General features: G+C 72.5%; 22 protein-coding genes. 11 read left to right on the forward strand and 11 right to left on the reverse strand.

The features are described 5' to 3' along the window. Positions 1-35: 35 nt before the first annotated feature. Positions 36-1271, reverse strand: coding sequence for a glycoside hydrolase family 16 protein (locus tag KDN32_RS02155; RefSeq protein WP_211730474.1), 1236 nt, complete (start codon positions 1269-1271; stop codon positions 36-38). Positions 1272-1617: 346 nt separating this feature from the next. Here KDN32_RS02155 and miaB point away from each other — a divergent pair, with 346 nt between their 5' ends. After that, positions 1618-3120, forward strand: a complete 1503-nt coding sequence (miaB, locus tag KDN32_RS02160) for a tRNA (N6-isopentenyl adenosine(37)-C2)-methylthiotransferase MiaB (protein ID WP_211730475.1) — start codon at positions 1618-1620, stop codon at positions 3118-3120. 76 nt (positions 3121-3196) lie between these two features. Here the strand turns inward: miaB and KDN32_RS02165 are convergent, their stop codons facing one another. The 4 genes from KDN32_RS02165 to KDN32_RS02180 form a co-directional block, all read right to left on the reverse strand. Continuing rightward, positions 3197-4159: a type IV toxin-antitoxin system AbiEi family antitoxin domain-containing protein gene (locus tag KDN32_RS02165; protein WP_211730476.1), complete on the reverse strand. Its 963-nt coding sequence runs from the start codon at positions 4157-4159 to the stop codon at positions 3197-3199. A gap of 120 nt (positions 4160-4279) precedes the next feature. Further along, positions 4280-4588 (reverse strand): hypothetical protein, encoded by a 309-nt coding sequence (locus tag KDN32_RS02170; RefSeq protein WP_211730477.1) that lies wholly within the window; start codon positions 4586-4588, stop codon positions 4280-4282. 63 nt (positions 4589-4651) lie between these two features. Beyond that, positions 4652-5116: an NUDIX domain-containing protein gene (locus KDN32_RS02175; RefSeq protein WP_211730478.1), complete on the reverse strand. Its 465-nt coding sequence runs from the start codon at positions 5114-5116 to the stop codon at positions 4652-4654. Positions 5117-5135: 19 nt separating this feature from the next. Beyond that, on the reverse strand, positions 5136-5357 hold the full coding sequence (locus KDN32_RS02180; protein WP_211730479.1) for an antitoxin: 222 nt from the start codon (positions 5355-5357) through the stop codon (positions 5136-5138). 89 nt (positions 5358-5446) lie between these two features. Between KDN32_RS02180 and miaA the strand changes: the two genes are divergently transcribed. From miaA to KDN32_RS02205, 5 genes are all read left to right on the forward strand, one after another. Continuing rightward, on the forward strand, positions 5447-6397 hold the full coding sequence (gene miaA, locus KDN32_RS02185) for a tRNA (adenosine(37)-N6)-dimethylallyltransferase MiaA (protein WP_211730480.1): 951 nt from the start codon (positions 5447-5449) through the stop codon (positions 6395-6397). A 19-nt stretch (positions 6398-6416) separates the two neighbouring features. Continuing rightward, positions 6417-6932, forward strand: a complete 516-nt coding sequence (locus KDN32_RS02190; protein ID WP_211730481.1) for a dihydrofolate reductase family protein — start codon at positions 6417-6419, stop codon at positions 6930-6932. 74 nt (positions 6933-7006) lie between these two features. After that, positions 7007-8857: a gamma-glutamyltransferase gene (gene ggt / locus KDN32_RS02195; RefSeq protein ID WP_211730482.1), complete on the forward strand. Its 1851-nt coding sequence runs from the start codon at positions 7007-7009 to the stop codon at positions 8855-8857. Between the two features lie 68 nt (positions 8858-8925). Next, positions 8926-9711: a diaminopimelate epimerase gene (gene dapF, locus KDN32_RS02200; RefSeq protein WP_211730483.1), complete on the forward strand. Its 786-nt coding sequence runs from the start codon at positions 8926-8928 to the stop codon at positions 9709-9711. A gap of 133 nt (positions 9712-9844) precedes the next feature. Then, on the forward strand, positions 9845-10621 hold the full coding sequence (locus KDN32_RS02205) for an SDR family oxidoreductase (protein ID WP_211730484.1): 777 nt from the start codon (positions 9845-9847) through the stop codon (positions 10619-10621). An 18-nt stretch (positions 10622-10639) separates the two neighbouring features. Here the strand turns inward: KDN32_RS02205 and KDN32_RS02210 are convergent, their stop codons facing one another. Then, the gene (locus tag KDN32_RS02210; protein ID WP_211730485.1) at positions 10640-11065 is read right to left on the reverse strand and encodes a hypothetical protein; all 426 of its coding nucleotides are present in this window, start codon (positions 11063-11065) and stop codon (positions 10640-10642) included. 133 nt (positions 11066-11198) lie between these two features. Here KDN32_RS02210 and KDN32_RS02215 point away from each other — a divergent pair, with 133 nt between their 5' ends. Both KDN32_RS02215 and hflX read left to right on the forward strand, forming a co-directional pair. After that, complete coding sequence (locus KDN32_RS02215) at positions 11199-12029, forward strand: NYN domain-containing protein (RefSeq protein ID WP_211730486.1); 831 nt, start codon at positions 11199-11201, stop codon at positions 12027-12029. Positions 12030-12109: 80 nt separating this feature from the next. Continuing rightward, positions 12110-13636, forward strand: coding sequence for a GTPase HflX (gene hflX / locus KDN32_RS02220; protein WP_211730487.1), 1527 nt, complete (start codon positions 12110-12112; stop codon positions 13634-13636). A gap of 152 nt (positions 13637-13788) precedes the next feature. On the opposite strand, the gene KDN32_RS02225 is transcribed toward hflX, so the two are convergent. Further along, positions 13789-15951 carry a M14 family zinc carboxypeptidase gene (locus tag KDN32_RS02225; protein WP_211730488.1) on the reverse strand — a complete coding sequence of 721 codons (2163 nt, stop codon included), beginning with the start codon at positions 15949-15951 and terminating at the stop codon, positions 13789-13791. A gap of 163 nt (positions 15952-16114) precedes the next feature. Between KDN32_RS02225 and secD the strand changes: the two genes are divergently transcribed. From secD to KDN32_RS02235, 3 genes are all read left to right on the forward strand, one after another. Then, positions 16115-18406, forward strand: coding sequence for a protein translocase subunit SecD (gene secD, locus KDN32_RS02230; RefSeq protein ID WP_211730489.1), 2292 nt, complete (start codon positions 16115-16117; stop codon positions 18404-18406). Positions 18407-18499: 93 nt separating this feature from the next. Next, entirely contained in the window at positions 18500-18628 is a 129-nt protein-coding gene (locus tag KDN32_RS22775) for a hypothetical protein (protein WP_283093355.1), read from the forward strand. A gap of 68 nt (positions 18629-18696) precedes the next feature. After that, positions 18697-20703, forward strand: a complete 2007-nt coding sequence (locus KDN32_RS02235) for an ATP-dependent DNA helicase (protein WP_372446516.1) — start codon at positions 18697-18699, stop codon at positions 20701-20703. On the opposite strand, the gene KDN32_RS02240 is transcribed toward KDN32_RS02235, so the two are convergent. The 4 genes from KDN32_RS02240 to lexA all read right to left on the reverse strand — a co-directional run bounded on the left by KDN32_RS02240 (position 20685) and on the right by lexA (position 24162). Then, entirely contained in the window at positions 20685-21086 is a 402-nt protein-coding gene (locus KDN32_RS02240; protein ID WP_211730490.1) for a DivIVA domain-containing protein, read from the reverse strand. The two genes, KDN32_RS02235 and KDN32_RS02240, sit on opposite strands and share 19 nt — an antisense overlap. Then, positions 21086-21817, reverse strand: coding sequence for a sulfotransferase family protein (locus KDN32_RS02245; RefSeq protein ID WP_211730491.1), 732 nt, complete (start codon positions 21815-21817; stop codon positions 21086-21088). The genes KDN32_RS02240 and KDN32_RS02245 overlap by 1 nt, the downstream gene beginning before the upstream one ends. 292 nt (positions 21818-22109) lie before the next feature. After that, a complete protein-coding gene (locus KDN32_RS02250) occupies positions 22110-23327 on the reverse strand; it encodes an NAD(P)/FAD-dependent oxidoreductase (protein ID WP_211730492.1) in 1218 nt (405 codons plus the stop codon). A 112-nt stretch (positions 23328-23439) separates the two neighbouring features. Beyond that, on the reverse strand, positions 23440-24162 hold the full coding sequence (lexA, locus tag KDN32_RS02255) for a transcriptional repressor LexA (protein WP_211730493.1): 723 nt from the start codon (positions 24160-24162) through the stop codon (positions 23440-23442). Between the last annotated feature and the right edge of the window lie 4 nt (positions 24163-24166).

A 24166-nucleotide genomic window follows, 5' to 3' on the forward strand; every position in this document is an offset into this window, starting at 1 on the left:
GAGCCTAGGTCCGCCCCGGGCGTGCGGGGTCGGGCTTAGGCGGCCTTGCGGCCGCGGGTGACGCGCGCCGACTGGATCGAGGTGGCGTCGTAGACGCGGACCCAGTCGACCTGGGCGGCGTCGCCGAGCTCGTCGCTGGTCAGGTTGGCGAGCTCGTAGTCGGAGGTGAGGTTCGACAGGACGAGGTACTGGGCGGCCTGGGAGACGGCGGCGGTCTCGCGGTAGTACTCGCGGCCGTCGACGCGGAAGATGTAGGCGGTGGGGGTCCACTCGACCGAGAACACGTGGAACTCGTCCCACCAGCTGCGGTTCTTGCCGAGGACCTGGCGGGTGGCGGGGAAGAGGTCGCCGTGGCTGACCTTCTCCCAGCCCGCCTCGTAGTAGTGGACGTGGGCGCCGACGGCCTCGTTGCCGCGGCCGTTCTCGCCGAAGAACTCCATGATGTCGATCTCGGTGCCGGCGGAGGGGACGCCGTCGGTGTAGGTGGTGCCGGCGGGGAGCATCCAGAAGCCGGTGTGCATGCCCTTGGCGCGCTGCGGCTTGATGCGGGCGGCGACGATGCCGTGCTGGAAGAAGCGGGTGTTCTCGGTGGAGACCTGGCTGTTGACCAGGTACTGCTGGGTGCCGGCGGTGCCGTTGGAGGTGTAGCTGCAGGTCGCGCCGCCCATGGTGGGGTCGACGCCGATGCCGAGGCGGAGCACGCCGCCGCCGACGCTGCGGGCCGACGGGTCGACGCGGGCGCAGGTGCGGGGGGCGTACACGCTCTCGCGCTCGCGCTTCTGGTCGTTCCAGACGGTGGCGTCGAGGGCGGTGCCGGAGAAGGTGTCCTCGAACTCGGGGGTCCAGCGGTTCGCGGTGACGGTGCCGGAGGTCCAGGTCAGGCCGGAGGCGGTGGTGGCGGCGCGGTAGCGGCCGGGGCCGGCGGCGAAGGTGGCGGTGCCCCACGCGTCCTCGGTGGCGGTGTCGACGAGCTTCCAGCCCCTGGCCGTGCGGCGCTCGAGCGTGACCCGCTGGCCGGGGGCGACCGGCGAGAACGTCGCGACGAGCGAGGCCTGGTTGGAGGGGTCGGCGGGCGAGGTGCCGGGCTGGACGATCGGCGGGAGGGCGGCGAGGGTGGCGGTCACCTTGACCTTGGCGGCGCGGGTGCCCTTGCGGCCCTTGTTCGTGGCCTTGCCCGGCTTGTGGGCCTGGGCCTTTGCGGCGACCTGCGAGACGCCGGTGGAGGGATTGGCGTCAGCGGCGGTGGCGGCAAGCGGCAGCAGAGTCAGCAACAGACCGGTAACAGCTGCGGAGAGTGCGGCGGAGCGGGCGACGCGGCGTGCGGTCGTCGTACGATTCGTGGTGTTCCGGCGCATCCTTGCTCCCCGTGGCTGATCGGTGACGCCCTCTCATCCACGTCCGTGTGGCGGGGTGTTACCGATTTGTTGATTTATGTCTCCATGTTGAGGCTCAGGTGGGAGCGGACGTGAGGGATTTGAGGACGAATCCCTACAAGTGGCTAACGGGGTAGTCACATCGGGCTAGCACATTCGGCTGGAGCGGGGTCCGAACCTCGTAGGGCGGCGTCCAGTGCGCGATTGCCGGAGCGTCTGCGGACCGCCGTACTCTGGGGCGGTCATGAGCGCACTTCACGAGACCACCGCGCGCACCTACGAGGTGAAGACCCACGGGTGCCAGATGAACGTCCACGACTCCGAGCGGCTGAGCGGGCTGCTGGAGGACGCCGGCTACGTCCGCGCGGGCTCGGACGAGCAGGCCGACGTCGTCGTGTTCAACACGTGCGCGGTCCGCGAGAACGCCGACAACAAGCTCTACGGCAACCTCGGCCACCTCGCGCCGGTCAAGGCGCAGCGCCCGGGCATGCAGATCGCCGTCGGCGGCTGCCTCGCGCAGAAGGACCGCGACACGATCACCCAGAAGGCGCCGTGGGTCGACGTCGTGTTCGGCACCCACAACATCGGCTCGCTGCCGGTGCTGCTCGAGCGGGCGCGCGTGCAGGAGGAGGCCCAGGTCGAGATCCTGGAGTCGCTCTCGGTCTTCCCCTCGACCCTGCCGACCAAGCGGGAGTCGGCCTACGCCGCCTGGGTGTCGATCTCGGTCGGCTGCAACAACACCTGCACCTTCTGCATCGTCCCGTCGCTGCGCGGCAAGGAGAAGGACCGGCGTCCGGGCGAGATCCTCGCCGAGGTCGAGGCGCTGGTCGCCGAGGGCGTCACCGAGATCACCCTGCTCGGGCAGAACGTCAACGCCTACGGCGTCGAGTTCGGCGACCGGCAGGCGTTCTCCAAGCTGCTGCGCGCGTGCGGGGCGGTCGAGGGTCTCGAGCGGGTGCGCTTCACCTCTCCGCACCCCGCCGAGTTCACCGACGACGTGATCGAGGCGATGGCCGAGACCCCCAACGTGATGCCCTCGCTGCACATGCCGCTGCAGTCCGGCTCCGACAAGGTGCTGCGCGACATGCGCCGGTCCTACCGGCAGTCGAAGTACCTCGGGATCATCGAGCGGGTGCGCGCCGCGATCCCCGAGGCCGCGATCACCACCGACATCATCGTCGGCTTCCCGGGCGAGACCGAGGAGGACTTCCAGGCCACGCTCGACGTGGTCCGGGCCGCCCGGTTCTCCGCCGCCTTCACCTTCCAGTACTCCAAGCGCCCCGGCACCCCCGCAGCGGTCCTCGAGGACCAGGTGCCGGCCGACGTCGTCAAGGACCGCTACCAGCGCCTCGTCGAGGTCGTCGAGGAGGTCGCCTGGGAGGAGAACAAGGCGCTCGTCGGTCGCACCGTCGAGCTGATGGTCGCCGAGGGCGAGGGGCGCAAGGACACCGCGACCAAGCGGCTCTCCGGCCGGGCGCCCGACAACCGGCTGGTGCACTTCGCGGCCGACTTCTCGGCGGTGGACGCCGACTCGGTCCGCCCTGGCGACATGGTGGAGGTCGAGATCACCTACGCGGCGCCCCACCACCTCGTCGCCGACGGCGCGATCCGCTCGGTGCGCCGCACGCGCGCCGGCGACGCCTGGGAGCGGCGTACGTCCGCCCCGTCGGCCCCCGCCTCCGTCGGGCTCGGCATGCCCGCCGTCGGCGTCCCGGCCCCGCTGCCGCCGGCGCCCGCCTGCGGCTGAGGGCGGGCGGCGAGCAGACTGCGGCCCAGGTGGTCCGTCAGGCGGACCACCGGGGCCGCACTCGCAGCGACACGACTCAGCCGGCCATCGGGAGGTCCTCCGGACAGGCGGCGCACCGAATGATGCGCCCGCCCCAGCCACGTGCGGTGAGGAGCTCGCCCACGCGGGCCGCCGTGCGGCACGGCCGCGCGTAGACCTGCCCCCACCCGAGCCGGACCGTCCCGAGGCGGCTGACGGCCGCGTCGAGGTCGCGGTCGAGGTCGGCGTCACGGGCCTCGACGGAGTCGTGCCACAACCGACCGTCGAGCTCGACCACCTGGCCGAGGTCTGTGTAGACGACGTCGCGGTAGAGCGGCCCGCGGAGGGAGTCGCGCACCTGCCGCGCGGCCACCGGCAGACCGTGAGGGCGTTCGACGCGGGTGAGGTAGCCGTGCTCGAGGACCGAGCACGTGCCGTGGTCGAGGTCCGCGAGCACGTCGCGGAGGAAGGCCCGACGGGGGATCCGGCGGCGCTCGGCCAGGCAGGTGCCCAGGCGTTCGGGCGTCGTGCGGCGCGCCGAGATCGCGTCCGCGAGGACCGCGATCGCATCCAGGTCGCCCGGCCGGCGCGCGGCCACGGCGATCAGTGCCTCCTCGATCCGTACACGCGGCGGCGACCTGTTCCACTGCACCAGGTCGTCGAAGCCGGCGAGCCGGTGCAGCCGGTATCCCGCAGGCACCGCCAGGGACCGCTGCCGGTCGACCGCGACGTGGATGGTCCGGTCGTCGCGCCCGGTGCGCCCGGGTCCCTCATCAGCGCGGAGCGCCGACTCGTCGCACAGCGCAGCCGGCCAGGCCAGGAGCACACCGGCCCACGCCCGCTGCAGCCAGGTCGGCGTGCCCGTGTGGTCGATGAAGATCCCGTCGTGGAGCCGGACCAGCTCGCGACGGCGAAGCAGCCGCTTGAGGTCGTGGGGAGCCACGGAGGCGTCGTGGAGCTGCCTGCGCGAGGCCACCCCCGACTGCGACGCCAGCAGTGCGGCGTACGTCCTCTGGTCCATCGAGCCATCGTGCGCGCGGCGGGGGCGGCCCGCCAGCCCGGTCGACCAGGCTGTGGACGACGCAGTGCGGCCCGTGTGGTCCGGGAGATGGACCACACGGGCCGCACTGAGTGAGATCCGTCAGGCGGGAGGCTCCGGCGAGCCGTCCTCGGCCTCCTGGCCCGCGTCCGGACCGTCGCCGTCGTCGGCGGTGGTGCCGGACTCCTGGTCGTCGGCCTCGCCGTCGGGGGCCTGCGACTTGTCGTCGGGCTCGGAGATCTCGTCGGGCGACTCGTCGTCGACCGCCGGGTTGTCGGCGGGGTCGATGTCGCGGCCCAGGCCGTCGTCGGCCGGGTCGCTGTGCAGGGCGTCGGCGTCGACGCCCCCGGCCACCAGCTGGGGCTCTTCTGCGGTCGGCTCCGGGATCGGGCCGAGGTCGTCGTCGGTCATGGGTGCCTCCTGTGGTCGGTCGCTGCGATCGTGCCTCGCCCCCGACGCGCCGGGCCACCCCCGCTAGGGCGACGTGGGCCAGCCGAAGGTCAGGTAGCGCTCGCCGGAGAAGAGGTGCGCCAGCGCGTGCGCCTCGTGCGGCACCATCGGGTCGGGGAGCGCGTCGAGCGGCGCCCAGGCCAGCGCGGACGCCTTCTCCGGCTCGACGATCCGCGGCTCGCCGCTCCACGAGCGCGCGGTGAAGAAGAAGTCGACCCGCTCCTCGACCGCCGGCCCGAACTGGCTGCGCTGCATGGTGAACGCGAAGTCGAGCGCGACGTCGCCGATGCCGAGCTCCTCGAGAGCCTCGCGGCGCGCGGCGTCGTACGCCGTCTCGCCCGGCTCGACGTGCCCGGCGGCGGCCGCCGCCCAGTGCCCGGGCATGTAGGGAACCGGCCCCCGCTGCTGGAGCAGCACCTCGGTCCCGGCGTCGCCGTCGCGCAGCAGGTAGACGTAGGACGCCGGGACGAGGGCGAAGCGGTCGGTCACCCGGCCGACCCTAGAGGGGTCAGCGAGCCGTGGTGGGCGGCGGGATGTCGTCGTCCTTGCCGTCGAGCTTGTCGAGGGCGTCGCGGGCCTTGCCGGTCGCCTGGTCGATCTTGTCGGCGTGCTTGCCGCCGGTCTTCTCGTTGGCGAACTTGCCGGCCTTGTCGATGCCCTCGGCGATCTTGTCGCCGTGCTGGTCGACCGCGTCGGTCAGCTTGGCCTTGGCCTTGTCCAGAAAGCTCATCGGTCCTCCTGCGAGGTGACGCCGCCCCAACCCCCGCCGGGTGGGGACTCCGGCACCGCCGAGCCTAGCCACGCTGCGACAATCGGCCCATGCCTCATGTCCACCCGCGTCCCGTCGTCGCGGTCGTCGGCGCCACGGCCTCGGGCAAGACCGGGCTCAGCCTCGACCTCGCGGAGCGGCTCGGCGGCGAGGTCGTCAACACCGACGCGATGCAGGTCTACCGCGGCATGGACGTCGGCACCGCCAAGCTCCCGGTCGCGGAGCGGCGGGGCATCCCGCACCACCTGCTCGACCTGATGGAGGTCACCGAGCCGGCCAGCGTCGCGGAGTTCCAGGGCTGGGCCCGCGACGTCGTCGCCGACGTCCGCGGCCGCGACCACACGCCGGTGCTGGTCGGCGGGTCCGCGCTCTACACCCGCGCGATCGTCGACCGCTTCGAGTTCCCCGGCACCGACGACTCGCTGCGCCGCGAGCTCGAGGTCGAGCTCGAGCGGGTCGGCAGCCCGGCGCTTCACGCCCGCCTCGCCGGCGTCGACCCCGAGGCGGCGGCGCAGATCCTGCCCGACAACGGGCGCCGCGTGGTGCGCGCGCTCGAGGTGGTCGCGCTCACCGGCCGGCCGTTCAGCGCCAGCCTGCCGCGCCTGGAGTACGCCGACCCGCGCACGCTGCAGGTCGGCGTGGACATCGAACGGACCACCCTCGACGAGCGGATCGCGCGCCGGGTGGAGGAGATGTTCGCGCACGGCCTCGTCGAGGAGGTCGAGGCGCTGCTCGACCGTGGCCTCGCCGAGGGGCGTACGGCGAACCGCGCGATCGGCTACCGCGAGGTGATGGGCTTCCTCGCCGGCGACCGGTCCCTCGCCGAGGCGAAGGAGCAGACGGTCGTGGCGACCCGCCGCTTCGCCCGGCGCCAGGACTCCTGGTTCCGCAAGGACCCCCGGGTCGTGTGGGTCGCCCACGACGACCCCGACCGGGTCGACGTCGCGCTGGCGGCGGTCGCGGCCCTGGATGCGGAGAGCGATCAAGCCGACTGTCGGTGAGCGGTGCTTGGGTGGGGCGATGGCGACGATCTACTACACCGGCTGCTCCCTCGACGGCTTCATCGCGACCGAGGACCACTCCCTCGACTGGCTGACCTCGCGCGACATCGACCAGGACGGGCCGATGGCCTATCCCGCGTTCAGCGAGCGCGTGGGCGCGTGCGCGATGGGTGCCAACACCTGGCAGTGGATCCTCGACCACGACGAGGACCCGTGGGGTCCCAAGCCCACGTGGGTCATCACCCACCGCACGTTCGAGCCGGTCCAGCAGGTCCGCTACACCGCCGCCGACGTGCGCGAGGTGCACGCGGAGATGACGGAGGTCGCGGACGGCAAGGACGTCTGGATCGTGGGTGGCGGCGAGCTGGTCGGTCAGTTCCACGACGCGGGGCTGCTCGACGAGGTGTGGGTCCAGTACGCCCCGTGCACGCTCGGCGGCGGCGCGCCCGTCCTCCCGCGGGCGATGGAGCTGCGCCTGGAGGAGGTCGCCCGCAACCGCGACTTCGCCTGCGTACGTCACTCGGTCGTGCGCTGACGCCCACCCCGCGGGTCGTGGACACCGACCCGCGGCAGGGGCAGGGTGGAGGTCCACCACTCGGGAGGACCCCCATGCGCATCCCCACGTCCCTCGCCGCGGCGACCTCGGCGGGCCTGCTCGCCGCCCTCGCCGTCACCACCCCCACCTCCGCGGCCCCCGGCGCGGGCGCGTCGTCCGACCGCCCGGACCAGGCCCGGCCGACGGCCAAGAAGGCGACCGCGATCGGTCGCGGCGGTGCCGTGGCGACCGTCGACCCCGAGGCGACGGCCGCCGGGCTGAAGGTGCTGAAGGCGGGCGGCAACGCGGTCGACGCAGCCGTGGCGGCGGCCGCCACGCTCGGCGTCACCGAGCCCTACAGCGCCGGCATCGGCGGTGGCGGCTACTTCGTCCACTACGACGCGAGCTCGGGCCGGGTCCGCACCCTCGACGGCCGCGAGACCGCGCCGCGCAAGATGCCGCAGGACGCCTTCATCGACCCGGCGACGGGCAAGCCGTACCCGTTCACCCCCGACCTGGTCACCAGCGGCGTCAGCGTCGGCACCCCCGGCACCCTCGCCACCTGGGACGCCGCGCTCGCGAAGTGGGGGACGCTGTCCCTGGCCGACGCGCTCGCCCCGGCGACCAAGGTCGCGCGGCGCGGCTTCCGGGTCGACGAGACGTTCCGCCAGCAGACCCTCGACAACGAGGTGCGCTTCCGCGCCTTCAAGGACACCAAGAAGCTGTTCCTGCCGAACGGCGACGCACCGCGGGTCGGCTCGATCTTCCGCAACCCCGACCTGGCCGACACCTACGACCTGATCGCCGAGCGGGGCACCGCCGCGTTCTACCGCGGCCCGCTCGCGCGACTGATGTCCGACGTCGTGCGCAAGCCCCGCACGACGAGGAACACCACGCTCCCGACGCCGAAGGGCTACCTCCGCCCGCGCGACCTGCGCGACTACGACGTCCGCGCGCAGAGGGCGACCCGGACGACCTACCGCGGTCACGACGTCTACGGGATGGCGCCGAGCTCGTCGGGCGGCACGACGGTCGGGGAGGCGCTCAACATCCTCGAGCGCTACGACCTCTCGGCGATGACCACCGAGCAGGCGCTCCACCACTACCTCGAGGCCAGCGCGCTCGCGTTCGCCGACCGCGGGAAGTACGTCGGCGACCCGGCCTTCGTCGACGTGCCGGTCGGTCGGCTGCTCGACGACCGGTTCGCGGCCGAGCGGGCCTGCGGCATCGACCCGGCCAAGGCCGCCACCAAGCCGGTCGCGGCCGGCGACGTGACGTCGTACGACGGCGTGTGCACGCCCGCGTCGACCCAGGGCTCGGTCGACGCCGACACCGAGAACATCTCGACCACCAACCTCACGATCGTCGACAGGTGGGGCGACGTCGTGGAGTACACCCTGACCATCGAGCAGACCGGCGGCTCCGGGATCACGGTCCCCGGCCACGGCTTCCTGCTCAACAACGAGCTCACCGACTTCTCCACCGTCTACGACGCCGCCGACCCCAACCGGATCCAGCCCGGCAAGCGGCCGCGCAGCTCGATGTCGCCGACGATCATCCTCGAGGACGGCGAGCCGGTCCTGGCGCTCGGCTCCCCGGGCGGCTCGACGATCATCACGACCGTCCTGCAGATGATCGTGAACCGGATCGACCTCGGCATGACCATCCAGGAGGCGATCGCCGCCCCGCGTGCGGCGCAGCGCAACACCGCCACGGTGACCGCCGAACCCGACTTCATCACCGCCTACGGCCCGGCGCTCACCGCGCTCGGCCACACCCTCGCGCCCGCCGGCGACGCCTTCACCAGCGCCGCCGAGATCGGCGCCGCCACGGCGATCGAGATCGGCCCCCGCAAACGGCTGACCGCGGTCGCCGAGCCCGTACGCCGCGGGCGCGGGTCCGCGGCCGTGGTCAGGCCCCGCTGACCGGCGAGGGTCCACTCGCTGCGCTCGCACGTCGACCACCGGTGGACGGGGGCTGCCACACTGGAGACGTGAGCTACCCCTTCCTCAAGGGCCACGGCACCGAGAACGACTTCGTGGTCCTGCCCGACCCCGACGAGTCGGTGCACGGCGACCTCGACCCCGACCGGGTCCGGGCGCTGTGCGACCGGCGCTCCGGGATCGGCGCCGACGGGGTGCTGCGGGCCGTACGCCGCGACGACGGCTGGTTCATGGACTACCGCAACGCCGACGGCTCGATCAGCGAGATGTGCGGCAACGGCATCCGGGTCTTCGCCCGCTACCTGCACGAGCGCCAGGGTGAAGACTTCCCGATGCGGATCCAGACCCGCGACGGCGTCAAGGTCCTGACCAACGACGGCGACCAGCTCACCGCCGACATGGGCGCGCCGGTCGTGCTCGGGGCGACCGAGGTGTCGGTCGGCCACCTGTCGTGGGCGGCGCGGCACGTCTCGATGGGCAACCCGCACGCGGTCGCGTTCGTCGACGACCTCGCGGACGCCGGCTCGCTGCTCGAGGCGCCCGGGCACGACCCGGCGGTCTACCCCGAGGGCGTCAACGTCGAGTTCGTCGTGCGGCGCGGCACCCACCACGTCGCGATGCGGGTCCACGAGCGCGGCGCGGGGGAGACCCGGTCCTGCGGCACCGGCGCCTGCGCCGTCGCCGTCGCGACCGCGCTGGCCGACGACGCGCCGCGCGGGACGACGTACCGCGTCGACGTGCCGGGCGGCACGCTCCACGTGGTGTGGACCGACGACGACCGGGTGCTGATGACCGGTCCCGCCGAGCTCGTCGCCGAGGGCACCACCGACCTCTGACGCGGTGCTGGGACTGGTCTCGTCACAACCGTGCGCGGCTTCGTCCCTCAGCCGCTCGGCCGCTCGACCTGGCCGGCCCCACTCGCCGACCTCGTTCCTCGGTCGTCGTTGGCCGTCTCATAGCATCCCGGGCATGGACATCACCGGATCCACCGCCATCGTCACCGGCGGCGCGAGCGGCATCGGCGCCGCCGTCGCCCGAGCCCTCGCCGCGCGGGGCGCGACCGTCCTGGTCGCCGACCTCAACGCGGAGAAGGGCGAGGCGCTCGCGGCCGAGATCGGCGGCGTGTTCGCCTCGGTCGACGTGACGCGGACCGAGCAGGTCGCCGCCGCCGTCGAGGCGGCCGCGGAGATCGCGCCGCTGCGCGCGTGCGTCAACTCCGCCGGCATCGGCTGGGCGCAGCGCACCATCGGCCGCGACGGTCTGCTCGAGCAGGCCCACGACCTCGACGCCTTCCGCAAGGTGGTCGAGATCAACCTGATCGGCACCTTCGACATGACCCGCCAGGCCGCGACGGTGATGAGCCGCAACGAGCCCGACGCCGACGGCCAGCGCGGTGCGATCGTCAACCTCGCCTCGGTCGCCGCGTTCGACGGCCAGATCGGCCAGGCGTCCTACTCCGCGTCGAAGGGCGGCGTCGTCGGGATGACCCTCCCGGTCGCGCGCGACCTGTCGGCGGCGGGCATCCGGCTCAACACGGTCGCGCCCGGCCTGATCGACACCCCGATCTACGACGCGTTCCCGAACCCCGACGAGTTCAAGGCCAACCTCGGCCAGAACGTGCTGTTCCCCAAGCGCCTCGGCCGCGCCGACGAGCTGGCGAGCATGGTCGTGGAGTGCCTCACCAACTCCTACATGAACGGCGAGACGATCCGCGTCGACGGCGGCATCCGGATGCCTCCCAAGTGAGCCCCACGTGAGCCCGGCTCACAGCCACGCGTCGGCCCCGAGGTCGTAGCGGTCGCTGTCGCCCTCCTCCCGCAGCCAGGTCGGTACGCCGACCTCCCGGCCGCCTGCGGCGTCCCAGACCTCGGCCACCCAGTCACCGATCGCGTCCCTGACGTCCCCGTCGGAGCGGAACCGCTCCGGCAGGAAGTCGGGGTGGTCGGCGCCGATCCGGTCCGCCCACCCCGGCAGCAGGACGACGCCCTCACCCACCTCGTCGCCCACCACCGGCCGCACCAGGACGGCGTGGTCGAGCCCGTGCAGGTGCGCGAGCTCGAACGCCGTCGCGCCCGGGTGGTCGGCGTACGTCCGGCGCAGCGCCTCGACCGCCGGCGCGCGGTGGCGCTCGAGCTCGGGGCGGACGCGCGCGACGAGGTCCAGGCGCTCGGTGGCCTGCTGACGTTCCACGGCGCGCACACTAGTCGTCGCGCCAGGGACTGGTCTGGACCGAACGTCCTCAATTCGGATACAACGCCGCGTGCCGCACGCCCGGGCGGGAGGGTTCCGAGTACGGGACGCACGGGGCCGAGCACGAGGTGGGGTGGACGCAGTGACGCAGGTGACCAACGCGGTGGCCGCGATGACGCGTCCGGATCAGGGACCGGACACGGACGGATCTCTCGGGGACGGTGACCTGGCGACGCTCGTACGTCGCTGGATGGCCGCCGGCACGCGCGTCCAGGAGCGCGTGCGCCGCGAAAGCTCCTTGCGCGTCGCGCCCACACCCGTCGAGACCGAGGAGCCGGCGGACGAGCCGGCGGTCGCGGTCGACGACGTGCTCGACGTGGCCCAGGGGGACGAGCGGGACGGGGACCCGGCAGGGGAACAGGGTGGGGGGGACGTCGCCCCGGCACAGCCGGTGGCGGCGACCCACCCCCGCCTCCCGCAGCGCCCGACCGGCGACGAGGCCGACCAGCCGCGTCGCGTGGCAGTGCTGATCGACGCGCGGCGGGTCTCCGCCGACGTGGCGAGCGGGCTGCTCGGCCGGCTGGCGCAGCGCGGCTCGGTCAACGTGTGCCGTGCCTACGCCGACTGGAGCCGCGCCGAGCTCGGCGACTGGGCCGGCCGGATGCGGCGCGAGGGCCTGCACTCCTTCCACCACTTCACCGACGAGGACGACCAGGCGCTCGTGGCGATGGCGATCGACGCCGTCGACATCGCCCGCGACGCCTCCGTCGACGAGGTCGTCCTCGCCGGCGACCTCACGTCGGCGCTGCCGCTGGTGCACCGCCTGCACGCCGCCGGGGTGCGCGTGGTGGTGGTCGGCGCGGGGCACACGCCCCACGACGTACGCGCGGCGTGCGACGAGTTCATCGACCACGCGAGCGTCGACGGCACCTGGGTCGCGCCGGTCGGTCGCCACCGGGCCTGAGCGGCGCCCGTCGTCCCACGCGTCACTCTGGTCAAAGTCGTTCGCGCAGGTCAGGCGCGGCGACCTAGGCTGGTCGGCATATGACGAACGCACCTGACTTCAACCTCCGCGACGCCCTGGACGCCACCCGGGGCTGGGACGCCGACTCGATCGAGCTCGACGACGACCTCCTCGAGGACGACGACGACTTCGAGTCGGGCTACGCCGAGGACACCGACTACGACGACGCCGACCCCGAGGAGCTCACGGTCGGCGCGCAGGAGCTGGCCGAGCGGCACGCCCTGCGCCGTGTGGCGAGCCTGCGCACCGAGCTCGAGGACATCACCGAGGTCGAGTACCGCCAGCTGCGCCTGGAGAAGGTCGTGCTCGTCGGCGTGTGGACCGACGGGTCGGTGACCGACGCGGAGAACTCGATGGCCGAGCTCGCCGCGCTCGCCGAGACCGCCGGCTCCGAGGTCCTCGAGGCGGTCTTCCAGCGCCGGCAGAAGCCCGACCCCGCCACCTACATCGGCCGCGGCAAGGTCGAGGCGATCCGCGAGATCGTCCAGGCCACCGGCGCCGACACCGTCATCTGCGACGGCGAGCTCGCGCCCAGCCAGCTGCGCAACCTCGAGGACAAGATCAAGGTGAAGGTCGTCGACCGCACCGCGCTGATCCTCGACATCTTCGCCCAGCACGCGAAGTCCAAGGAGGGCCAGGCGCAGGTCGAGCTGGCGCAGCTGCAGTACATGAAGCAGCGCCTGCGCGGCTGGGGCGGCAACCTGTCGCGCCAGGCCGGTGGTCGCGCGGCCGGCGGTGACGGCATCGGTGGCCGCGGCCCCGGTGAGACCAAGATCGAGACCGACCGGCGCCGGATCAACACCAAGATCGCCAAGCTGCGCCGCGAGCTCAAGGAGATGCGCGGCACCCGCGAGGTCAAGCGCCAGTCGCGCCGCCGCAACCACATCCCCAGCGTCGCCATCGCCGGCTACACCAACGCCGGCAAGTCGTCGCTGCTCAACCGGCTGACCGACGCCGGCGTGCTGGTCGAGGACGCGCTGTTCGCGACCCTCGACCCCACCACGCGGCGTACGACGACCTCCGACGGCCGCGTCTACACGATGTCCGACACTGTCGGCTTCGTGCGCCACCTGCCGCACGGGCTGATCGAGGCGTTCCGCTCGACGCTGGAGGAGGTCGCCGACTCCGACCTGCTGCTCCACGTCGTCGACGGCTCCCACCCCGACCCCGAGGGCCAGATCGCCGCGGTGCGCGGCGTGCTCGCCGAGATCGGCGCCGACAAGGTGCCCGAGATCGTCGTGGTCAACAAGGTCGACGCCGCCGACCCGCTGGTCATCAGCCGGCTCCGGGCCCGCGAGCCGCACCTCGTCGTGGTCAGCGCGAAGACCGGCGAGGGCATCGACGAAGCCCTGAAGGTGGTCGAGTCCGAGCTGCCGCGCCCGCAGGTCGAGTTCGACGTGCTGCTGCCCTACGAGCGCGGCGACCTGGTCAACCGGATCCACCAGGAGGCCGAGATCGGCTCGATGGAGCACACCGGCGACGGCACCCTCGTCGTCGGCCGCGCCAACGCCGACCTCGCCGGCGAGCTGGCGGCGTACGCCCGCTGAGGGCTGATCCAGCCTATTTCAGCGATCCCCGGCTGACCGGGGATCACTGAACATGTCAGGCGTTGCACGGGCCGACAAGTTCAGCGATCCCCGGCTGACCGGGGATCGCTGAACATGTCAGGCTCTCGCTGAAATGCCGCCGCCGGGCGGAATCAGCGCTTGTAGCTCGCCCGCCTGCAGAGGTCACCGACGCCCGTGACCTGGCCGCGGTCGACGACCACCTCGCGGGTGCCGAAGACCTTGCCGCGGTTGTTGGTGCACGAGACCAGCCAGGCCTCCTTCACGCCGGTGTCGATCGGCGGGTCGGGGCTCTCGAAGGTCACCTGGCCCGACCAGTCGTGCGCCGCGTCGCCGCCGGCGTAGTTGTCGGCGACGAGGGTGTACGTCCCGGGCGCGGGGTCGGGCACCCGGATCACCTCCGGGTTCGACAGGGTCGCGCCCGAGCCGACCGGCGAGCCGTCGGGACCGAGCAGCGTGAAGTCCCAGTCGTAGGCCTCCGCGTCGTCCGAGGGCCACGACACCGACACGTCGAGGGACCCGTTGTCGGCCTCGGGCAGCCCCGACACCTCGAAGGTCGTCGACTCGCTCGACCCGACGGCCGGGACGCCCTCCGGGTTGGTCAGCGTGACCGCGGCCTGCGGCGGCGCCTCCGGGTAGCGGCCGTACCGGCCGGCGACCAGCGGCCGCGTCGACGGGTTGACGTCGAGGGTGAAGCGGCCGCCGCGGTCGGTGGCGTAGGTGTTGACGAGCGTGTCCTCGTAGAGGATCGGGTCACCCACGGTGCCGTCGGCCTGGATCACCGGCGACGTCGGCGACACGGTGCGCCGCGACACGGTGATCGTGCGCCCGGCGGGAGCCGTACCGCGGATCCGCGCGTGCTGCGTGTCGTCGGCCGCCGTCTCCGCGGCGATCCAGTACGCCTCGCGGTTGCCGCCGAGCCCGGCGCTGTTCGCCGGCGCCTCGCCGAGGTACTCACCGACAACGGCCTCCTCGTAGGCCGGGTGGAAGCCCTCGTCGCCGATCTCGATGGTGTAGCCGTAGCCGCCGGTGATCCAGTAGCTCCAGTCCTCGGTGGAGCCCGAGGTGTCGTAGAGCTGGTAGGACGCCTGGCTGGTGTAGGCGTTCTGCGCCGCCATCGCGTCGCCGAGCGCCTTGAGCTGCGGCTCGTCGGGCGCCTTGCCGGTGGCCGCGATGGCCGGCGGGCGCAGCACCAGGTTGGCGTAGGTGTGGTTGGAAATCATCACGGTCACCGCGCGCTGGGAGATGAGCTTGCGGACCGCGTCCGACTCCGGCTCGCTGCCGGGCCCGTCGCCGCGGTAGGTGTCGCTCGACCAGGTCGGGCTGGCGCCGCCGCCGCCCCAGAAGCCGGGGTAGTTGCGGTTGAGGTCGGTGCCGCGCAGCCGGCCGGCCGGGTTGTCGTCGCAGGTGCCGCCGAGGTACGCCGCCGGGGTCGCGGCCGAGATCGAGCAGTTCTTGCGCTTCATCTCGTAGTCGAAGGTGCTGAAGTCGCCCAGCGGCGCGGCCTCGCGCGAGATCCGGAAGCCGTCGACGTTGACCACCGGCACCACGATCACGCGCGACGTCGACAGCACCCGCCGTGCCCGCTGCCGCTCGGCGCGGTCGCCGGAGTAGTAGGACTGGAGCAGGTCGAAGGCGAACTCCATGGTGTGCTCGGCGCTCGGCCACTCGCGGGCGTGGTGGGCACCCATCAGCAGGAAGACCGGCTTGCCGTCGCGCACGTCGCGGGCGTCGACGCTGATCTCGAGGCCGCGGATCGGCTCGCCGAGGACGGTCCGGTTCTCCAGCGTGAGCGGCTTGGTGAGCGTGGGGTAGAGCCGCGCCAGCCGGTTCATGTCGCGGAGGTAGTCGTCGTAGGTGCGGTAGGACGTACGGCCGCTGGGCAGCGCCGAACGGGTCGTCGAGGCGGCGTACGCCCGGTCCTTGCGCCGGTTGGCCTCGGTCAGCGCCTCGAGGTCGGGGACCGTCACCTTCCAGGTGAAGCCGGCGTCGCGGAGCGTCTGGGCGTCCTGCGCGTCGTGCAGGACCACCTCGATGCCGCGCTGGTCGGCGTGCTCGGTGACATCGAGGCCGAGGTCGATGACCTCGTTGCGGTCGGCGACCTCCGGCGCCTTCACCATCACCACCTGGGTGGGGTCGTCGGACGAGGCCCGCGCGACCTCGCGCGCGCCGTCGTCGGGCGCGGCGCTGCCCGTGCTGCCCACCGCCACCCCCGCGCCGGCGGTGAGCCCGGCGGCGACCAGCGCCGTGACGGCGGCCAGCCGGGTCGATCTGGACGTGCTCCTGCGTGTGCTCATGTGCCCTCCCGAGAGCGCGACCGCGGGTCGGCCGCAGATCCGTCCACACAACACCCGCCCGCGCGCGATGTCGAGGGTCCGGAACCAACTGGCCCGGTCGGCCGTTGAACGCTTCCGTGCCCTGATTCGGGGCAACGGAGTCTCGTGGTGGAGGATGTCGCGCATGTCACGTGGTGTGTGGATCCGCTTCGTCCTCGTGCTCGGCCTGCTGGCCGGGTGCGTGGCGCTGGCGATCAACGTCAAGCCCAATCTCGGTCTCGACCTGAAGGGCGGCGCGCAGTTCGTCTTCCAGGCGGAGGGCACCGACCAGACCCCGGCGACCTCGGAGAACGTCGACAAGACGCTCAGCGTGCTCCGCGGCCGCGTCGACGCGCTCGGCGTCGCGGAGTCGACGCTGGTGCGCCAGGGCGAGAACCGGATCCTCGTCGAGCTGCCCGGTGTCACCTCCGACAAGGAGGCGCAGGACGCCGAGGACAAGATCGGCCAGACCGCCAAGCTGACCATCCACGAGGTCCTCAAGACCACCGAGCCGGACGCCAAGCCCGACAAGAAGGGCGACCAGGTCCTGCCGTCCGACCAGGGCGACACCCTCGAGATCGGTCCCACGGTCATCCCCGGCGACGAGATCACCTCCGCCGCGGCCGAGCAGCCGCAGCAGAGCGTCGAGTGGGTCGTCTCCATCGACTTCAACGGCAAGGGCGGCAACACCTGGGCCGACATCACCGGCAAGGCCGCCTGCAACCCGTCCGGCGACCCGAAGCGCCGCATCGCGATCGTGCTCGACGGTGAGATCATCTCCTCGCCCGAGGTGCAGACCTCCGTCGGCTGCGACGTTGGCATCCGCGGCGGCGGCACCCAGATCACCGGCAACTACACGGTGAGCCAGGCCAAGGACCTCGCCGCGCTGATCGAGGGCGGATCGCTGCCGCTGGAGCTCAAGGCGATCTCCGACCGCCTCGTCGGCCCGTCGCTCGGCGCCGCGGCGATCGACGCCTCGGTCGAGGCCGGCATCATCGGCATCATCCTGACCGGCCTGTTCATCATCGTCGTCTACCGGCTCGTGGGCTTCGCCGCGACCATCGCGCTCGCGTCCTACGCCCTGCTCGCCTACGCGATGCTCGTCGGGCTCGGGTCCACGCTGACCCTGCCCGGCCTCGCCGGCTTCGTGCTCGCGATCGGCATGGCGATCGACGCCAACGTGCTGGTCTTCGAGAGAGCGAGGGAGGAGTACGCCGCGTACCCCTCCGCCGGTCTGCGGCGGGCGCTCGCGGTCGGCTTCAACAAGGCGTGGAGCGCGATCATCGACTCCAACGTCACCACCCTGCTGGCCGCGGGCCTGCTCTTCTTCCTCGGCTCCGGCCCGATCAAGGGCTTCGGCGTCACGCTGACCATCGGTGTCGTCGCCTCGATGGTCTCGGCGCTGATCATCGCCCGGGTGCTCTGCGACCTCGCCGTCGCCAACCGCCCGGTGTCGCGCCGCCCGGCCGTCAGCGGTCTCGGCAACATCGGCCGCGTCCGGACCTGGCTCGACCGCAAGAACCCCGACCTGATGAAGCGGCGCAGGACCTGGGTCAGCATCTCGGCAGCGGCGCTCGTCCTGTCGGTCGTCGGCATCGCGACCCAGGGCCTGCAGCTCGGTGTCGAGTTCACCGGTGGCCGCCAGCTCGACTACTCGCTGAGCAAGGACGTCACCATCGACCAGGCCCGCGCCGCCGTCTCCGACGCAGGGTTCCCCGAGGCGGTCGTGCAGACCGCCGACACCGGCGACACCGCCTTCACTGTGCGGACGGGCAGCATCACCAACGACGAGGAGCAGCAGATCGAGGCGGAGCTCGCCAAGGTCGGCGGCGACGTCACCAAGGTCGACGACCAGACGATCGGGTCCTCGCTCGGCAAGGAGCTGCGCAACAACGCGCTCATCGCCTTCGGGCTCGCGTTCCTCGCCCAGCTGCTCTACCTCGCGATCCGGTTCAAGTGGACCTTCGGCGTCTCGGCGGTGGTCTCGATGGCCCACGACGTGATCCTCGTCGTCGGCCTCTTCGCCTGGCTCCACAAGCCGATCGACGGCATCTTCCTCGCCGCGGCGATGACCATCGTCGGCCTCTCGGTCAACGACACCGTCGTCGTCTTCGACCGCATCCGCGAGCGCTGGTGGGGCTCCAAGCCCGAGGAGAAGTTCGACGACATCGCCAACAAGGCCTGCGTCGAGACCGTGCCCCGCACGGTCAACACCGGCCTCGGCGCGATGTTCATCCTCGCCGCGCTCGCCGTCCTCGGCGGCGACTCGCTGCAGGACTTCGCGATCGCGCTGCTCGTCGGCCTGATCGTCGGCACGTACTCGTCGGTCTTCCTCGCCACCCCGCTGCTCACCTACTTCCACGAGAGGTTCCCGATGAGCCGGGTCAAGAAGGAGAAGGTCGTCCGCGCACCGGAGGACTCCGGCGCGGTCGTCTGACCTCGCCCCGCCCCACCCGACGAAGCCCCCGCCCCGGCGGGCGCCTCGTCGCGTCCAGACCCCGCTCTTGCCGTGACGGCGTACGCTCGCCGCATGCTGTGGTTCCTCGTCATCGTCGTCCTGGGCGTCGTCGCGTGGCGCTACCGGGTCAAGCTCCTCGCCCGGATCCTCGGCCAGCCCGAGCGCCGCATCGAGCGCCAGATCGGCCGCAAGAAGCCCTGACCCGCACCCGTCCGCGGCGCGTTGTGGATGGCGTACGCCGCGGTGTCGGGGGCGCCCCGTAGGGTTCTCTGGTGCCCGAGACCGCCACCGCCGCCAGCCCCGTCACCGAGGTCCTGGCGAAGGCGGTCACCGCGCTCGGCGGGCAGCAGCGCGACGGCCAGGTGCAGATGGCCAGCGAGGTCGCCGAGGCGATGGAGGAGGGTCGCCACCTCCTCGTCCAGGCCGGCACCGGCACCGGCAAGTCGCTGGGCTACCTCGTGCCGGCGATGCTCCACGACAAGCGCGTCGTCGTCGCCACCGCGACCCTCGCCCTCCAGCACCAGCTCGTCGAGCGCGACCTCCCGCGCCTGGTCGAGGCGGTCAAGGACGTGCCCGGGATCGACACGTCGTACGCCGTGCTCAAGGGCCGCTCCAACTACGCCTGCCTCCACCGCATCCGCGCCGGCGTGCCCGACGACCAGGGCACCCTCGTCGACGTGCCGCTCGGCGCGATGGCCGAGAAGGTCCTCGAGCTGCGGTCGTGGGCGGAGGAGGAGGCCGAGGGCGGCGGCAGCGGCGAGCGCGACAACGCCCCGCGCCACACCGACCGCGAGTGGCGCCAGGTCTCGGTCAACCACCGCGAGTGCCTCGGCGCGACCAAGTGCCCGTTCGGCCAGGAGTGCTTCGCCGAGCTGGCCAAGGAGAAGGCCCAGCGCAGCCACCTCGTCGTCACCAACCACTCCCTCCTCGCGATCGACGCGATCGAGGACGTCCCGATGATCCCCGACTACGACACGGTGGTCATCGACGAGGCCCACGAGCTCGTCGCGCGCGTCACCCAGGCCGCCACCGACGAGCTCGGCGCGGGCGACGTCGAGCGCGCGGCCCGCCGCGCCAGCCGCTGGGCCGACGACGCCGGCGGCGACCCGGCCGGCGACCTCGAGGACGCGGGCGCCCAGCTCGCCGAGGCGTTCGCCGCGCTGCCCGCCGGGCGGATCGACACGGTCCCGCCCCAGCTCTCCGACGCGCTGGTCGCGGTGCGCGACGCCGCCCGCGCGACGCTGTCGGCGTTCCCGCGCGAGTCCGGCGGTGAGGGGGAGGGTGACGCCGGCCGCACCCAGGCCAAGGGCATGGTGCAGGAGGTGTTCGTCAACGCCGAGCGGATGGCGGCCGGCTCCGACCGCGACGTGCTGTGGCTCGGCGAGGCGCGCGACCGGTTCCCGGCCCGCCTCCACGTCGCGCCCCTCCAGGTGTGGGGCCCGATGCGCGACAAGCTGCTCACCGACAAGACCGTCGTCTTCGCCAGCGCCACCCTCATGCTCGGCGGCGAGTTCGGCGCGGTCGCGACGTCGCTCGGCCTCAAGCCCACCGAGCGGGTCGGCCACCAGATCGCCACGACCGACGCCGACGACGCGCTGCCGTGGAAGGGCATCGACGTCGGCTCGCCGTTCGACTACGGCCAGCAGTCCATCCTCTACGTCGCCCGCCACCTGCCCCAGCCCGGCCGCGACGGCCTCGGGCCGGCCCAGCTCGACGAGATCTGCGACCTCGTCGACGCGCTCGACGGGCGCACCCTCGGACTGTTCTCGTCGCGCCGCGCCGCGGAGGCGGCCGCCGAGGTGGTCCGCCAGCGGCTCCCGCACCTCACCACGCTCGCGCAGGGCGACGCCCAGCTCCCCGAGCTCGCCAAGCAGTTCGTCGAGGACCCGCACACCTGTCTGTTCGGCACCCTCTCGCTGTGGCAGGGGCTCGACGTCCCGGGCGACACCTGCCAGCTGGTGATCATCGACCGGATCCCGTTCCCGCGGCCCGACGACCCGCTGATGTCGGCGCGCGCGAAGGCCGCCGACGACCGCGGCGGCAACGGCTTCATGGAGGTCTCGGCCACCCACGCCGCGCTGCTGATGGCGCAGGGCGCCGGTCGGCTGATCCGCACCACCACCGACCGCGGCATCGTCGCGGTCCTCGACCCGCGCCTCGAGACCGCCCGCTACGGCCGCTTCCTCAAGGCGTCGCTGCCGCCGATGTGGTCGACCACCGACCCGGCGCTCGTGCGCCAGGCGCTCAAGCGGCTCGGTCAGCCGAAGAGCGAGTAGGCCGCCAGCGCGAGCACGACCAGCACGGCCAGCACCAGGAGAGTCCTGCCGGAGCTGCCCGACCGGACCTCGGTGATCGCGGTCGAGGTCGTCGGGGCGTACGCCGGCTGCGGCGCGGCCGGCTGCTCCGCCGGGCCGGGCGCTCCTCCTGCGCCGCGCGCCCGGAGCTCGGCGACGACCTCGTCGAGCCAGTCGTCGACGGCCGCCATGTCGTAGCCGCCGCGCCCCGGGGTGAAGCGCATCGCGGTGATGTCGCCGGCGTCGATGCGGGGGCGGGGGAGCGCGAGGTTCTCGAGGATGTGGTCGACGGCGAGGTCGACCTGCTCGACGTCGTAGGCCTGGCGCAGCCGCGCCACCGGGAACGTCGGCCGGGAGACGCCCATCAGGCCGGCACCTCGTAGCCGAACACCTGGTAGTCGCGGCGGTACATCTGGCTCACCAGCTCCCTGAGCTCGTCGGACGCCCGGCGGTCCTGCCCGCCGGGCGCGGTCTGGTTCTGCGGCGCGCTCGGCACCGCCGGCGCCCCGATCCGCTCGCACACCTCGGCGAAGTCGCGGTCGAAGGTCTCGAGGCGCCCGACGAAGTCGACCCGGTTGAGGTCGATCATCCGGCTCTGCAGGGTGAGGTGCTGGTCGGTGCCGGGCACGGCGGAGAGGTCGTGGGTGGCGGTCCACCGGGCGAACTCCTCGATCGCCTGCATCCGCGCGTGGGTCTGCTCGTCGAAGCGGTAGTAGTTGTTGGCCACGACCTTGTCGCGCCACGCGGAGACGAACCGGTCGAGCGGGTCGCGGACGAACGCGAAGGCGAAGTAGTCGGCGAACGACGCCAGCGGGTAGCGCACCCGCATCGCGTGGTCGACGTCCATCGTCACGCCGTGGCTCTCGCAGTGGTGGCGGATGGTGCGCGTCGCGACCTTCGCCACCCGGAACCACACGAACCGGTGGCTGTGGCTCACCGTGAGGTTGTACGCCAGCGGGCTGAGCCAGGCAGATGTCTCGCCAGCCGCCGCGAGCCGCTCGACCTCCGCCTCGGCCGCCTGCGTCAGGCGGCGCCGGTTGCCCGCTCGGGTGTGGAAGACCTCGGGGGACGGCGCGGCGCCGGGGTGCTCGGACATCGCCGCGAGGCTACACGTGCCCGGACTGCCGTCCGTGGTTTCGAGGCTCGCTCCGCTCGCACCTCAACCACCGAAGCCTCGTTGGTTGAGGTGCGAGGAGCGCCAGCGACGAGCCTCGAAACCTGCGTCACCCGTCACCCGTCCGTGGTCTCGAGGCTCGCTCCGCTCGCACCTCAACCACCGAGACCTCGCTGGTCGAGGAACGACGAAGTCGTGTCACGAGACCCCGTCGCGTGACCGGGTCTCGTGACAGGCGCCAGGGCGCCTTCCTCGACCAGCGACGAGCGGCGCCTCAGCCGAAGGAGATCCGTCCCCGCAGGCTCTCCGGGTCTTCCAGCGGCGCGTCCTTGGTCTCCGCGATCACCTCGCGGGCCTTGTCGGTGCTGTCCCAGACGTTCCAGAGCAGCACGCCGCGCACGGAGCCGGACTTGAGGTAGTAGACGACGCCGGTGCCGAGCTCGCCGTCCTTCCAGTCCTCGACCATGTCGAGGTCCGACTTCGTCTCGCCGACGGCCTCGTAGCCGGCGTCGAAGAGGTCGGACCAGAAGATCGGCGTGTAGTCGTAGGCCTCGTCGGCGCCGGCCATCACCTTGCCGGCGTGCGCGCCGGACTTCTCGGCCTGGTCGACGTGCTCGACGCGGCGGCGGCCGAGCAGGGCGTCGGGGTAGGACGCGACGTCGCCCGCGGCGTACACGTCCTCGACGCTGGTGCGCAGGCGGTCGTCGACCACGACGCCGTTGTCGACCTCGAGGCCGGCGGCCTCGGCGAGCCCGGTGCGCGGCTGGACGCCGACCCCGATCACGGCCGCGTCGGCGACCACGTCGGTGCCGTCGTCGAGGCGGATCCGGACGCCGTCGCCGGTCTCCTCGCCGGTGCTGACCGACCCGTGGACGATCGTCACGCCGTGCTCGGCGAAGTCCTTGGTGAGGCTCGCGGCGAGCGCGCGGGGGAACATCTGCTCCTGCACGTCCTCGAGGTCGAGCACCAGCGTGACCGCGACGTCGTTCTGCACGAGGGCAGCGGCGATCTCGGAGCCGATGTAGCCGCCGCCGACGACCACGACGTGGCTGCCGGAGGTGGCGAGCGCGCGGAGCCGCTCGTAGTCGGCGGACGTGCGGTAGTAGACGACCCGCGGACCGGCCCCGAGCCCGAGGGTGCGGGGCTCGGCACCCGTGGCCAGCAGCAGCTTTCCGTAGCCGACCGACGTGCCGTCGGCGAGGCGTACGGCGTGGCCGGCCGGGTCGATCTCGGTGACGGTGGTGTCGAGGACGAGGTCGACGCCGTCGTCGTCGTTGAGGTCACCGGCGAGCGACTGGCCCTCGAGCGACTCGTCGTCCTTGAGCCAGAGGTCCTTCGACAGCGCCGGGCGGTAGACCGGGTCGTGGGGTTCGGAGCCGAGCACCGCGACCGTGCCCGAGGAGTCCTGCGAGCGGATCCCCTTCACGGCGCTGGCGGCGGCGACGCCTCCGCCGACGATGACGTAGTCGTAGGACTCCTGGACGTTGCTCATGCGCGCTCCCGACGGTTGGCTGTCCCGCCATCGTGTCCCGTCGGTGGTGGACATTCAACGGCCCTCCGCCCCGTGGGGTGGAGGGCCGTCGGAGGCCGTGCGCAGGGGAGGGTCAGACCCGGCGGAGCACCGCGGTGACGACGCCGAGGATGGTGGCGTTGTCGCCCGGGATCGGGTCGTACGCCGTGTTGTGGGGGAGCAGCCACACGTGGCCGTCCTTGCGCTGGAACGTCTTGACGGTCGCCTCGCCCTCGATCATCGCGGCGACGATCTGGCCGTTGCTGGCGGTCTGCTCCTGGCGGATCACGACGTAGTCGCCGTTGCAGATGGCCGCGTCGACCATCGAGTCGCCGGAGACCTCGAGCAGGAAGAGGGTGCCGTCGCCGACGAGCTGCTTGGGCAGCGGGAAGACGTCGGTGACCTGCTCCTCGGCGAGGATCGGGCCACCGGCGGCGATCCGGCCGACGACGGGGATGTTGACCGCGGACGGCGAGACGTCGCCGATGCCGGTCTCGTCGACGCCCGAGTCGTCGGCGCTGGAGATCGAGCGGCGCGCCGCCATCACCTCGGGCAGGAACACCTCGAGGGCGCGGGGCCGGTTGGGGTCGCGCTTGAGGAAGCCCTTGCCCTCGAGCACGCGCAGCTGGTGGGCGACGCTGGAGGACGAGGTGAGGCCGACCGCCTGGCCGATCTCGCGCATCGAGGGCGGGTATCCCTTGGTCTCGATCGAGTCCTTGATGGTGGCGAGCACGCGCTGCTGGCGCGGGGTCAGGCCGGTGGCGTCCGGCGGGCCGTCGGGCATCTCGATGACGTTCTTGTCGTCCTGCTTGGCCATCTGG

The organism is Nocardioides palaemonis (assembly GCF_018275325.1).
Lineage (GTDB): Bacteria > Actinomycetota > Actinomycetes > Propionibacteriales > Nocardioidaceae > Nocardioides > Nocardioides palaemonis.